Origin of the sequence: Streptomyces sp. NPDC093225 (assembly GCF_044753805.1) — a bacterium.
In the GTDB taxonomy this organism is placed as follows: domain Bacteria; phylum Actinomycetota; class Actinomycetes; order Streptomycetales; family Streptomycetaceae; genus Streptomyces.
Genome location: NZ_JBIVNX010000022.1, coordinates 85,649 through 98,346, shown reverse-complemented (window position 1 = coordinate 98,346; position 12,698 = coordinate 85,649). Strand labels below are relative to the sequence as shown.

Sequence of the window (12,698 nt, the reverse complement as noted above, 5' to 3'; positions counted from 1 at the left end):
GGGGGGGGTTCCGGGGGGGGGGGGGGGGGGGGGTGTGGGGGGGGGGGGGGGGGGGGGGGGGGGGGGGGGGGCCCCCCCCCCCCCACCCCTGTTTCTTCCTCTGTTTCTTCCTGTGCTTCTTCCTCTGGTTCCCTTCGGTGTCCGACCGGTCGCCCCCATCTGTAGCGGGGCCGGCGGAGCCGCCGCGCCGCGGAACCGGCCGATCGGCCGAGACCCGCCCAGCGCTGTCCGGGCGCGCGGTGTTGCGCGCCGGGGCGGCCGCGTGGGATGAACGGCACCGGACGGCCCGCGCTCAGGGCAGCAGCCGCTGCTCCAGCAGGATCACCCCGTACACCCGCCCGTCCTTGGCCTGCTTGGACGGGAACTCGCCCACCACCCGGTAGCCGGCGCCCCGGTAGTACGCCAGCAGCCGCGGATTGGTGGACTGGCAGTCGAGCCGCGCCAGTTCGCGACCGGTGCGGGCGATCCGCGACTCGGCGTGCTCCAGCAGCCGCCGCCCGGTCCCGGGCGGGGCGGTCGCCCGGTCCACCATCAGCCGGTGCACGTACCCCGCCACCGGCGGCTGGACGCCCCAGGCCTCCTCGTCGGACCACCACAGCTCGTACGCCCCGCACACCGCGCCGTCGGCGTCGCGCGCGATCCACACCTCGCCCTCGCGCATGATCTGCCGGAAGTGCGCGGCGTCCTTCTCCCCGGCCTTCCACTGCCGGATGCCGTTCGCGCGCATCCACGCCGCGGCGCCGTCGTACAGCCGGACCAGCAGCGCCGTGTCGTCCTCGCCGGCCTGCCGGAACACGATCCCATCGTCAATGATCACGCGGGAATTATCGGCCGGACGGGCCGCCCCCGGACAACCCCGCCGGGGCCCCTATCGAGGAGCCGGCACGGAGGCGGGCACCAGCGCGGCCAACCGCCCCACCAGCTCCCCGAACGGGCCGTCCGCCGGCTCGCCCGAGAGGATCTGCACGAGCACGCCGGCCATCTCGGCGTCGTACGCGGCGCTCACCGCGGCGAGCGCCGCGAAGTCGTGCACCAGCTGGAGTTCGAGCTCGGCCCGCGGTATCTTCCGCCCGTCGAGCCACAGCAGCGCCGTGGACTCGGCCAGCGACACCCACGAGCGCACCACCAGCTCCAGCCGCGCCGGCGGTTCGGTGACGCCGATGTGCGCGATGATCTGCTCGTACGCGGCCTGCCGCACCTCGTCGATCATCGCGTTGGTCCGGCTCGACCCGGCCGCCGGACCGCCCCGCATCAGCGCGGAGAAGCCGGGCCCGTGGTCCTCGACGAACTCGAAGTACCGCCCCATCACCCGCAGCAGCCGCGCTCCGAGGGGGCCCTCCTTCGGCTCCTGGAACCGCCCGGCCAGCTCGTCCGCCGCCCGCCGCAGCGCGGCCTCGTACAGGCTGAGCTTCCCCGGGAAGTAGTGGTACACGAGCGGCCGCGAGATGCCGGCCGCGGCCGCGATCTCGTCGATCGACACGTCGTCGGGCGAGCGCTGGCTGAACAACTCCAGCGCGACGCTGATCAGCTGCTGCCGCCGCTCCTCGACACCCATCCTGCGGCGCACCCCGGTCGTCATACCGCCCACCCTACCGACCCGCCCGCACCCCGCCACCGCCCCGGAGGTCCCCTTTCCGCTTCCCCGGGCGCCCGCGACCGAGAACTTCCTCGTCGGGCGCTACGGGACGCGGCGGAGCGTCGACTTCGCCGCCGCCGGGCAAGGCCGCCGCCTACGCGTCCAGGACCAGGCGGTCGCCGGGCTCGGCGCGGGAGACGCACAGGAGCATCGAGTCGGTGCGCTCCTCGTCGGTGAGGAGCTCGTCGCGGTGGTCGACCTCGCCGGCGAGGACGCGGTGCCTGCAGGTGCCGCAGAAGCCCTGTTCGCAGGAGTAGGGGGTGTCGGGGAGTTCGGCGCGGACGGCGGCCAGGGCGGTGGTGTCCGCGGGGACCTCGACGGTGCGGCCGGAGCGGGCGAGTTCGATCGTGAAGGGGGACTCGGGGGCGGGGCGGGAGGCCGGGGCGAAGCGCTCCAGGTGGAGGGGGACGCCCCGGGGGAGGACGGCGGCCACGGCGTCCATCAGGGGTTCGGGGCCGCAGCAGTAGACCGCGGTGGCGGTGGGGAGTTCGGCCAGGGGGGACAGGTCGAGCAGGCCCGCCTCGTCCTCGGGGACGACGGTGACGCGGTCGCCGTACGCGGCCAGTTCGGGCAGGAACGGCATCGAGGCGCGGCTGCGGCCCCCGTAGTACAGGTGCCAGTCGGCACCCGCCCCGGTCGCGGCGCGGAGCATCGGCAGGACCGGCGTGAGGCCGATGCCGCCGGCGACGAACGCGTAGCGGGGGGCGGGGGCGAGGGGGAAGCGGTTGCGCGGGGTGCGCAGTTCGAGTTCCGCGCCCGCCACCAGCTGCTCGTGGACCTCGCGCGAGCCGCCGCGGCCGTCCGGGACCAGGCGGGTGGCGAAGACGTACGCCCCGCGCTCGGCCGGGTCGCCGCACAGGCTGTACTGGCGCACCAGGCCGGAGGGCAGGTGGACGTCGACGTGCGCGCCCGGCTCCCAGGCCGGGAGGTCGTCCGACTCGACGCGGATGCGGACCACGCCCTCGGCGACCTCCTCGCGGTCGGTGATCCGCGCGTACAGCGGGCGGCGGGGGGAGCGGCCCGAGACGGGCTCGGCCAGGGCGGGCAGGGGCCACAGGGGCGAGACCTTGATGCGGGAGCGCAGCGCGCGGCGGGCGACCAGGCCCGCGGCGGCCACCGCGGCGACGGTTGCGAGGCGGGGCACGTCAGTTGCCTCCGGGGGTGGCGGCCGTCCCGGCCGGTACGCGGCCCCCGTTCGCGCCGGGGGAGGACGCCAGGTACGCCACGGCCTGCGCCGTCGAGCCCTCCTGCGAGGGGTGGTACGTGCGCGACAGGTAGCGCGGGATCGACTTCAGCATGGCGCCGGTCGAGGGCAGGGTGCCCTGCTGCCCGGCGCGGAACAGCTTGCCCAGGGAGGCCCTGCCCTCCGTCAGGGTGGGGTCGTTCTCCATGAAGAAGCGCGAGCCCCGCTGCCACATCCAGACCAGGGCCGCGAAGGCCGTCGCCCAGGTCCGCACGCGCCGCCGGTACCCGCCGTCCACGTGCATGAACAGCTCGAAGGCCACCGACCGGTGCTCCACCTCCTCCGCCCCGTGCCAGCGCAGCAGGTCCAGCATCATCGGGTCCGCGCCCCGCCGGTCCAGCTCGTCGGCGTTGAGGACCCAGTCGCCGAGGAACGCGGTGTAGTGCTCGATGGCCGCGATCATCGCGACCCGCTCCATCAGCCACCAGTGCCGGGCCCGGCCGGGCGGCAGGGTACGGTCGCCGAGCAGCTTCTCGAACAGCCAGTCCACCTGCGCGGTGTACGGCGTCGGGTCCAGGCCCTGCCGCTTGAGGTGGGGGAGTACGTCGTCGTGGGCCTGGGAGTGCATCGCCTCCTGGCCGATGAACCCGATCACGTCCTCGCGCAGCCGCTCGTCGGTGATGTACGGCAGCACCTGCTTGTAGACGTGCACGAACCAGCGCTCGCCGGCCGGCAGGAGCAGGTGCAGCACGTTCATCGTGTGGGTCGAGAACGGGTCGCCGGGAAGCCAGTGGAGCGGGGTCCCGTCCCAGGAGAAGGCGACCTGGCGGGCTTTGAGGGCTATGTGCTCGGACGCCACCGGGGCAGGCTGCGTATTAGACATGGCGTCAATGTACTGAGGGGCGGAGCCCCGCAACAGCCCCCGCGCGCAATTCCCGGCCCTACCGCAGCACTCCCGAGCGCGACCCGTCCGCCAGCCGTCCGCTCAGCTCCACCTGCGCACCCGCCCGCGCGGGTACGGCGAGCCGGTTGCCGGCGGAGGTGCCGTGCACGGCCCCGCCGACCGTCACCGAGGTGAACTGCCGGCTGCCCGCGGCCAGGACGTACCAGTGCCCGGCCCCCGACTTCCACAGCACGCCCGCCAGGACGCGCGGCGCCCGGGCCCCGCACTCCGGCACCCCCTCGGCCCGCGCCACCAGCGCGCCCGTGCCGGGGCCCGGCGCCTGGAACTGCGCCAGCACGCGTTCCTGGCCGCCGCGCCAGGTCTCGGCGCGGGTGCACACCCAGGCCGCCGTGCCGCCCGCTTCGGGCAGCGGCTGGTGCGCGTACGTCCACGAGTTGACGGACCGGACGCCGTGCGACCGCACGGCCGGCAGCAGGCAGGCCGTCTTCGCCCAGCGGTCCAGGTCGGCCGCGCGCGCCACGTCGTGCGGTGCCCCGGGGGAGCCGGCGGTGAGCCGGGCCGGGATCAGCTCGCCGAGGTCGGTGACCAGGCGCGTGGCGTCCGCGCCGGCCGAAGCACCCGCCGAAGCACCGGCCGAGGCGCCCGCCGAAGGGCTCCCCGACGCCTCCGCGGAGTCCGGCGCGCCGGTCAGGACCAGTGCGTTCCACGAGGCGCAGGAACGGTCCAGCGCGGGACTCGCCACCGGCGCCGTCACCCCGCCCGCCAACCGCAGCGGTACGGCGGCCGCGTCCGGTCGCAGCAGGTCCCGTACGGCGGCCTCGCGCACCCAGGGGGCGGTCAGGTAGCGCACGTTGCCGTCGACCCGGCTGAGCACCACCGCGCTCGCGGTCGCCGCCGAGGCGCCGTCGGCGCGGGCGAAGTCGAGCGCGGCGCCGGCGGTGCCCTCGCGCGGTTCCGCGTACCGGGCGATCCGCAGGCCGTCGTACAGCAGGACCACCACCGCCTGGTCCACCGCGCCGGCGAACAGCAGCTGCGGCGGGCCCATCGGCGGACCCGACGGGGTCCCGGGGGTCGCCGACGCCTGCACGGACGACCCGGGCCGCGCCCACACCGCGAGCGCCCGGCGCAGCAGGCCGTGGTCGCCGGTGCGGTCGCCGCGCGCGGGCCACGCCGAGAAGTCCGTACGGGTCGACGCGCGCCAGTCCGCCGCACCGGCCAGCGTCACGCGCGCCGGGTCGAGGGCCTGCTCGGCGGCGGCGTTGCGGGCGTACGGCGGGGCTGCCGCGCCGTCGGCGCCCCAGCCCCCGCCGGGCAGCGCGAGCAGCGTCCCGGCCACCGCGGCGGCGGCCGCGGCCGCGAGCCAGGCCCGGGCGTGCTGGCGGCGGCGCATCAGGTCGGTCGGGCGGGCCTGGAGCACGCACGGGTCGAACTCGGGGGAGTCCAGCAGCGCGTCCGACTCCGGCTCGCCCACCTGTGCGAGGGCCTCGGCCGGGTCGGCCACCCCCGCCTCCGCGAGCAGCCGCAGCACCTCGGGCTCGGGGAGCCGCTCCATGGCGCGCAGGACGAACGCGGCCCGGCCCCCGCCGGTCAGGCTGGCCAGCCACTGGTCGAGCGCGAGCTCGTCGGCACCGCCCGCGCGCGGGAACAGTCGCAGGCCCCGGACCTGGGGGAGGAGGGGCGGCAGCTGGGCCCGCCTCGGCAGGGCGAGGCGGCGCAGCGGGAGCCCGGCCTCCAGCGCGGCCCGCAGCACGCGCAGCCGGACGTACGCGTACCCGGCGTCGCCGCCCACCCGGTCCAGGCCGGCCCGCGGCGCGGGGACCGTCCCGGCGCCGGACCCCCTGGCCCGCGAGCGGGCGGCGGTGCGGGACGACCGGGGCAGGGCGCGCTGCGCCAGGGCGTGCGCGGTCAGGACGCGGCGGTGCCGCCCGAGGGAGGGCGGGAGGACGAGGTAGGCCATCCGGACCAGCCGCGGGTAGTGCTCGACGATCGCGGCCTCGGCCCGCTCGACGCCCACGGCGGCGGTCACGCCGGTGACGGCCGGGGTGGCGTCCCTCGTGGGGTGCGCGGTCGGGGCGGCGCCCGCGGTGGGGGCGGCGGTCGCGGCGGGACGCGGCCCCCGCGGCGCGGCGGCCCCGGCGGGGGCGGCCTTCGGCGCGGCAGGATCGGGGCGGGTGACGGCATCCGGGGTAGGCACGTTCAGCAGAACGAGCGAATCCCCGGATGGTCACCGACCGTCGCCGTGGCGGGGCGCCCGCCGCGGCCGGGGTCAGGCCGTCAGTCGCGCCCGGATCGCGGCGACGGCCGTGTCCGGGACGCCCAGTCCGTCGCGCACGTACGCCTCCATGGACCCGTACCGGGTGGCCACCTCGTCCAGCGCCGCCTCCAGGTACGACGGCACGACGCCGATCATCGCGAGCGCTATGGCCGGGTTGCCGCCCGAGATCGTGAACCCCTCGATCATCGGGGCGAAGGCCTGCCGCACCGCAGGGTTGACGGACAGGTACTCGGTCATGACCGTGTCCTCGTCGGCGCCGAGCAACGTCAGGAGCACCGTCGCGGCCCAGCCGGTGCGGTCCTTGCCCGCCGTGCAGTGGAACAGCAGCGGCCCGGACTCCTCGTCCGCCAGCGCGGTCAGCAGCGTCCGGTACGCCGCCTTGCCGGATCCGGAGCTGACGAAGGAACGATACGTCTGCTCGAACAGCCGCTCGACGCGGCCGCCGCCCAGCTCCCGCTCGGCCGCGATCGGATCGGCCAGCAGGTGCTTGAGCTGTGCGGCGGCCGGGATCTCGCCGGACTCCACCTTGTCCGCCAGCACGTTCGCCACCAGCAGCCGCGCGCCCTCCGGCACCCGGTCGGGGTGGTCGGCCCGCTCGGCGTCCGTCCGGAAGTCCACGATCGTCCGCAGCCCCAGCGCCGCCACCACGGGGTCGGCCGCCACGTCCAGCCGGTCCAACTGGCCCGAGCGGAGGACGAGCCCGTGGCGCACCGCGCGCCCGCCGGCGAGCGGGGCGCCGCCGAGGTCCCGCAGGTTGGCGACGGTCGTGGACGGGGTGGCGGTGGCGGTCATGTAAAGGCTCCGGCTCGCTCGTAGGGGCGCTGGTGCTTCATGATCCGCCATCGCTCCGCACCCCGCACGACCGGGCCGGGCCGGGGTGGTCGGGGGGCGGTGTGATGCGGAGCGTCCCGGGATGGGACCATGGCGAGGACATGATCAAGGTTTCGGCGCCGGTGCGGGCAGTGCGGGCCGCGGTGTTCGCGGCGATGTGCGTGGCGCTGGCAGCCGTGGGGCATTCGTACATGTCCGGTCATGACATCCCCATTCGTTCCCTTTTGGGAGCTTTTGGTGTGGTCGGTGGGCTGGCGTGGCTCGCCGCCCGGCGACGGCGCGGGGCGTTCGCCATATCGGGCGGGCTGCTGGCCGTCCAGGGGGCGCTGCACCTGCTGTTCGCCGCCACCGAGGGCCCGGGATCCGCTTCCGCCGGTGCCTCGTCCATGCACATGGACATGGGCGGCGGGGACATGAGCGGGATGGACATGGGCGCGACGTCGTCCATGCACGTGGACATGGGGACGGACGCCGGGGCCCCCTCCATGGCGGGCCTGGCCGACATGGCCGGCATGGCCGGGCACGGCGGCCTCGGGATGCTGGCCGCGCACGTGCTCGCCGGGCTGTTCTGCGCCTTCTGGCTGGCCCGCGGTGAGGCCGCGCTCTTCCGGCTCGCGCGCGTCGTGGCGCTGCGCGCCGCGGCCCCGCTGCGCCGCGCCCTGGCGTTCGTACTCCTGCTCGTGCGGGCCGTTCCGGTGGCCGTGCCCCCGCGCCGTCCGCGCCCGTACGCCGGCCGGCCGCGCCGGCTGCGCGGCGCGCTGCCCGCCCACACCCTGGTCCGGCGTGGGCCGCCCGGGTTCCGAGCACCGAGCGCCACGGCCCCCGGCCGGCCCGCCCTCGCCTGACGCCCGAACGGGCCGCGAGGCGGCGTGACCCGGGGCCGGTCCCCCATGTCTACGCCAACACCTAGGACCGTCATGGCCATCATCGATCCCGTCAAGGGGATCCAGTCCGCCGACCCGGACACGGCCCCGGCCCCGGCTCCGAACGCGCCCGCGGAGCAGCCGCCGTCCGCCCGCCGCCGCTCCGCCTGGAGCGCCCTGCGCCCGCTGACCCTGCGGATGCACTTCTACGCCGGCCTGCTCATCGCGCCGGTGCTGCTCCTCGCCGCCGTCACCGGCACGCTGTACGCCCTGTCGTACCCCGCCGAGAAGCTGCTGTACGGCCACGAGCTGACCGTCCCCGTCGGCGACTCGACCCGCCCCCTCGGTGCACAGGTCGACGCCGCCCGGGCCGCGCACCCCGACGGCACCGTGACCGCCGTCTGGCCGGCCCCCGAGGAGGGCGCCACCACCCGGGTCCTCATGGAGAGCCCCGAGGTCACCACCGAGGGCCGCGACCTCACCGTCTTCGTCGACCCGTACACCGCCACCGTGCGCGGCAGCCTGGAGACCTCGGGTGACGCGCTCCCGCTGCGCGCCTGGCTCTCGACGTTCCACAGCAACCTCCAGCTGGGCGAGCCCGGCCGGATCTACAGCGAACTGGCCGCCAGCTGGATGTGGGTGGTGGCCCTCGGCGGCCTCGCCCTGTGGATCGGCCGCCGCCGCACCGCCCGCAGGGCCCGACTGCTGCTGCTCCCCGAGCGCGGGGCCGCCGGCCGCCGCAGGACCCTGTCCTGGCACGGCTCCGTGGGCCTGTGGTCCGCGGCTGGCCTGGTCGTCCTCTCCGCCACCGGCCTGACCTGGTCGACGTACGCGGGCGAGAACATCGGTGAGGTCCAGGACAAGCTCGGCGGCGCCACCCCGGCCGTCGCCGCCGCCCTGCCGGGCGCGACCGGGGGCGCGGGCGGCGAACACGCCGGCCACCACATGAGCCCCGACATGCCCATGGACATGCCGATGCCGAAGACCGCGGACGTCGGCATCGACAAGGTGGTCGAGTCGGCCCGCGCCGCCGGCGTGGACACGCAGATCCAGATCACCCTGCCCGCCGAGGGCAAGGGGTACGTGGTCAAGGAGCGCGACCGGCAGTTCCCGACCCACCTCGACTCCGTCGCCGTGGACCCGGCCGACGGCACGGTCATGGACACCCTCCGCTTCGCCGACTACCCGGTGCTCGCCAAGCTGACCCGCTGGGGCATCGACATCCACATGGGCGTCCTGTTCGGCCTGGTCAACCAGCTGGCGCTGGCCGCCCTGGGCCTGGCGCTGGTGTTCCTGACCGTGTGGGGCTACCGCATGTGGTGGCTGCGCCGGCCGACGAGGGACGGGGGCCCGGCCTTCGGCCCGGCGTACGCGCCGGGCACGTGGCGCAGGATCCCGCTGCCGCTCCTGCTGCCGCTGGCGGCGGTGACCGGCCTGGTGGGCTGGTTCGTGCCGCTGCTCGGGATCAGCCTCGTGGCGTTCCTGGTGCTGGACGTCGTCACGGCCCGGGTCCGCAGGGCCCGTACCGCGTAACGGGCGGGTCCGCACGGGGGTGGGCCCCGCACTCCGCCGCGGAGTGCGGGGCCCACCGCCGTGTGCGGGCGGTACCCCGGCCGGGGAGCGGGCCTCAGGGCGCGTACTTGTAGCCCACGCGCCGGACGGTCTGGATCGCGCCGCGGTGCGCCGCGCCCAGCTTGCGGCGCAGTCGGGCGACGTGGACGTCGACCGTGCGGCCGTCGCCCACGTGCCCGTAGCCCCAGACGGTGGAGACCAGCTGGTCGCGGCTGTGCACCCGGTGCGGGTTGGCCACCAGGTGCGCCAGCAGCTCGAACTCCAGGTAGGTGAGGTCCAGTTCCCGCCCGGCCACCTCGGCCGTGCGGCGCGCCGGGTCGATCCGGACCAGGGCGTCACCGGTGACGGAGTCGTCGTCGGGCGCGGCGGCGGACGCCGGGCGGGACACCACCGGGCCGGACGCCGGGTGGAAGGAGCGGGTGGCTCCGGAGGGGTCGGGCAGGACCGGGGCGGCCGTGGGCGCCAGGGCGAAGGCGGCCGGCTGCGCGACCGGTCCCCGCGCCGGCAGCGGCTGCTGGTCGGCCGGTACGAGCACCAGGTAGCCGACCATCGGGGGGCGGCCCGGCAGCGCCGGGACGGTGTGCTGCGGCGCGGGCAGCCAGGTGGCGCCCGGCGGCAACCAGTCGGCCCCGCGCGGGACCTCGTCGGGGTCCACGGCGCGCAGCCGGTGGCGGTGGGCGGGGATCGGAAGGGTGGCGGTCGCAGCGGAGGAGGCAGCGGACGGGAAGGAACGGGTGTTCGCCATGAGTGGTCAGCTCTTTTCACGCGGAAGTCGTCGGCAGGAGTCGTGGGACGTACTCGTACCGCGCAGACCGAAGGCCTTCGGCAGGAAGGAAGGCGTTAGAGGGCCGGCGCGTTCTCCGCGCGGCAACACACCCGGTCGAAATCGTGGTGCTGACGGGACGGCCAGAACGGCTCCAGGTCGCTGCGACCCGTCGAGGTGTTCCAGTGGCTGGCCATGCGCCCATTGAAGCAGACGAAACGTCCCCGTCGTAGTCCCGTCTCAGCCAATAGATCCGGACGTCCAAATTCCGCACCGCGCAGGGGGGATGGCCCCCGGGCGAACCCGCCCGGAAACGGCAAAGCGCCCGCCGTCGAAACGGCGGGCGCTGCCCTGTCCACGTCCTGTCTCGCCATCCGGTCGGACCGGGAGGGCGGGAGAAGGGTGGCGGTGGCGGTGACGGGGGTGGTGACGGGGGCGGTCGGTCAGACCAGCCCCTCCTTCTCCAGCCCGGTGCAGCAGGTGTCCACGATCAGCCGGGTCACCACGTACGGGTCCACGTTCGCGTTCGGGCGGCGGTCCTCGATGTAGCCCTTGCCGTCCTTCTCCACCTGCCACGGGATGCGCACGGAGGCGCCGCGGTCCGAGACCCCGTAGCTGAACTCGTTCCACGGGGCGGTCTCGTGCAGGCCGGTCAGGCGCTCGTCGATGCCCGCGCCGTAGTTCTTGACGTGGTCCAGCGGCTTGCTGCCCTCGCCCAGCGCCTCGCACGCGGTGATGATGGCGCGGTAGTCCTCGCGCATCTTCTTCGTGGAGAAGTTGGTGTGCGCGCCGGCGCCGTTCCAGTCGCCCTTCACCGGCTTCGGGTTCAGCGTCGCCGAGACGTTGAAGTCCTCCGCCGTGCGGTAGAGCAGCCAGCGGGCCACCCACAGCTGGTCGGCGACCTCCAGCGGGGCCAGCGGGCCCACCTGGAACTCCCACTGGCCCGGCATGACCTCGGCGTTGATGCCGGAGATGTCCAGCCCGGCCGCCAGGCAGTGGTCGAGGTGCTTCTCGACGATCTCGCGGCCGAAGATCTCGTCCGAGCCGACGCCGCAGTAGTAGCCGCCCTGCGCGGCCGGGAAGCCGCCGACCGGGAAGCCGAGCGGGCGCGCGCCGTCGAAGAAGGTGTACTCCTGCTCGATGCCGAAGATCGGCTCCTGCCCGGCGAACTTCTCCGCCACCGGACGCAGCAGCGCGCGGGTGTTCGACTCGTGCGGGGTCATGTCGATGTTCAGGACCTCGCACAGCACCAGGACGTCGTTCCCGCCGCGGATCGGGTCCGGGCAGGAGAAGACGGGCTGGAGCACGCGGTCCGAGGCGTGGCCCTCGGCCTGGTTGGTGCTGGAGCCGTCGAAGCCCCAGATCGGCAGCTCGGCACCGTCGGCGAGGACCTTCGTCTTGGAGCGGAGCTTGGCGGTCGGCTCGGTGCCGTCGATCCAGATGTACTCGGCCTTGTAGGTCACGGGGCCCTCGTCCTTCGGCTGCGGGTGCTGCGATGGGCGGCTGCGCTGCGCTGCGCACGCTGCGGTGATGACCGCAGCGTGCCAAGGCGCGATTTCCCGTCCGTTGCCCGGTTGTGAACCCCGTGTTACCGGGGGTCGGGGACCGCCCCGGGCCCGCGGCGGGGCACCGGGCCGGGCGTGCGGCACACTGTGCGAGTGAGCATTTCGTACGATTTGAACTCCGGCCGCCCGGACGGTGGCCGGCGACCCCTCGGCACCCGACCCCGCGTCGGCCTGCTGGGAACCGGTCCCTGGGCCGCCCGTACCCACGCACCCGCCCTCGCCGCGCACGCCGGCTCCGAGTTCGCCGGAGTGTGGGGCCGCCGCCCCGCCGCCGCGGCCGAACTCGCCGCCGCGCACGGCGTGAAGGTGTACGACTCGCCGGCGGCGCTCTTCGCGGACTGTGACGTCGTCGCCTTCGCGCTGCCGCCGGACGTCCAGGCCCCGCTCGCGGTCGAGGCCGCCGCGGCCGGCTGCCACCTGCTCCTCGACAAGCCGGTCGCCACCACGGTCGCGGGCGCCCGCGAGCTGGCCGGGGCAACAGCCCGGCACGGGGTCGCCAGCGTCGTCTTCCTCACCCTGCGGTTCGCCGAGCCCACCGCGGCCTGGGTGGCGGAGCAGGCCGCGCGGGACGGCTGGTTCACCGCCCGGGCGCACTGGTACGGAGCGGTCTACCCGCCGGACGGCACGAAGAGCCCGTACGCCGCCTCGCCGTGGCGGCAGCAGAAGGGCGGCCTGTGGGACGTCGGCCCGCACGCGCTGTCCGTCCTCCTCCCCGTCCTCGGCGACGTCACCGAACTGACGGCGGCCCGGGGGCCGGCGGACCTGGTCCACCTCACGCTGCGGCACGCCTCCGGCGCCTCCAGCACGGCCGCGCTGACGCTGAGCGCGCCCAAGGCCGCCTCCGGTGTGGGCGTCGAGCTGCGCGGGCTGCCCGGGATCGCCGCGCTGCCCGACTGGACCGACGTACCCGGCGCGTACGGTAGGGCGCTCGACGCCCTGCTCCACGCGGCCCGCACCGGCGAGCCGCACCCCTGCGACGCCGCCTTCGGACTGCGGCTGACCGAACTGCTGGCGCAGGCGGAGGAACAACTGGCTTAGCCGGGGCCCGTGTCGGGCGGCCGCCGGAAGAGGTCGCCCGGCACGCGTGTCGCCGTCCGTCGGCCGCC

11 protein-coding genes are annotated in these 12,698 nt (G+C 75.5%); 3 read left to right on the top strand and 8 right to left on the bottom strand.

Going from position 1 to position 12,698, the window contains the following annotated elements:
- Nucleotides 1-292: 292 nt before the first annotated feature.
- The 6 genes from ACIQCH_RS21155 to ACIQCH_RS21130 form a co-directional block, all read right to left on the bottom strand.
- Nucleotides 293-817 (bottom strand): GNAT family N-acetyltransferase, encoded by a 525-nt coding sequence (locus ACIQCH_RS21155; protein WP_402582953.1) that lies wholly within the window; start codon nucleotides 815-817, stop codon nucleotides 293-295.
- Nucleotides 818-868: 51 nt separating this feature from the next.
- Nucleotides 869-1,579, bottom strand: a complete 711-nt coding sequence (locus tag ACIQCH_RS21150; protein WP_402582951.1) for a TetR/AcrR family transcriptional regulator — start codon at nucleotides 1,577-1,579, stop codon at nucleotides 869-871.
- Between the two features lie 151 nt (nucleotides 1,580-1,730).
- Nucleotides 1,731-2,780, bottom strand: coding sequence for a PDR/VanB family oxidoreductase (locus ACIQCH_RS21145; protein WP_402582949.1), 1,050 nt, complete (start codon nucleotides 2,778-2,780; stop codon nucleotides 1,731-1,733).
- 1 nt (nucleotide 2,781) lies between these two features.
- On the bottom strand, nucleotides 2,782-3,702 hold the full coding sequence (locus ACIQCH_RS21140; protein ID WP_402582947.1) for a metal-dependent hydrolase: 921 nt from the start codon (nucleotides 3,700-3,702) through the stop codon (nucleotides 2,782-2,784).
- 58 nt (nucleotides 3,703-3,760) lie between these two features.
- The gene (locus ACIQCH_RS21135; protein ID WP_402583018.1) at nucleotides 3,761-5,749 is read right to left on the bottom strand and encodes a hypothetical protein; all 1,989 of its coding nucleotides are present in this window, start codon (nucleotides 5,747-5,749) and stop codon (nucleotides 3,761-3,763) included.
- A 240-nt stretch (nucleotides 5,750-5,989) separates the two neighbouring features.
- The gene (locus ACIQCH_RS21130; RefSeq protein ID WP_402582946.1) at nucleotides 5,990-6,790 is read right to left on the bottom strand and encodes a tyrosine-protein phosphatase; all 801 of its coding nucleotides are present in this window, start codon (nucleotides 6,788-6,790) and stop codon (nucleotides 5,990-5,992) included.
- Between the two features lie 278 nt (nucleotides 6,791-7,068).
- On the opposite strand from ACIQCH_RS21130, the gene ACIQCH_RS21125 reads away from it, so the two are divergent.
- Complete coding sequence (locus tag ACIQCH_RS21125) at nucleotides 7,069-7,674, top strand: hypothetical protein (protein WP_402582944.1); 606 nt, start codon at nucleotides 7,069-7,071, stop codon at nucleotides 7,672-7,674.
- A 72-nt stretch (nucleotides 7,675-7,746) separates the two neighbouring features.
- A complete protein-coding gene (locus ACIQCH_RS21120; protein WP_402582942.1) occupies nucleotides 7,747-9,225 on the top strand; it encodes a PepSY-associated TM helix domain-containing protein in 1,479 nt (492 codons plus the stop codon).
- 94 nt (nucleotides 9,226-9,319) lie between these two features.
- Here the strand turns inward: ACIQCH_RS21120 and ACIQCH_RS21115 are convergent, their stop codons facing one another.
- Nucleotides 9,320-10,009 (bottom strand): winged helix-turn-helix domain-containing protein, encoded by a 690-nt coding sequence (locus tag ACIQCH_RS21115; protein ID WP_402582940.1) that lies wholly within the window; start codon nucleotides 10,007-10,009, stop codon nucleotides 9,320-9,322.
- A gap of 461 nt (nucleotides 10,010-10,470) precedes the next feature.
- Nucleotides 10,471-11,490, bottom strand: a complete 1,020-nt coding sequence (gene glnII / locus ACIQCH_RS21110) for a glutamine synthetase (RefSeq protein ID WP_402582938.1) — start codon at nucleotides 11,488-11,490, stop codon at nucleotides 10,471-10,473.
- A 213-nt stretch (nucleotides 11,491-11,703) separates the two neighbouring features.
- On the opposite strand from glnII, the gene ACIQCH_RS21105 reads away from it, so the two are divergent.
- Nucleotides 11,704-12,630 (top strand): Gfo/Idh/MocA family protein, encoded by a 927-nt coding sequence (locus tag ACIQCH_RS21105; protein ID WP_402583016.1) that lies wholly within the window; start codon nucleotides 11,704-11,706, stop codon nucleotides 12,628-12,630.
- The last annotated feature ends 68 nt before the right edge of the window (nucleotides 12,631-12,698 follow it).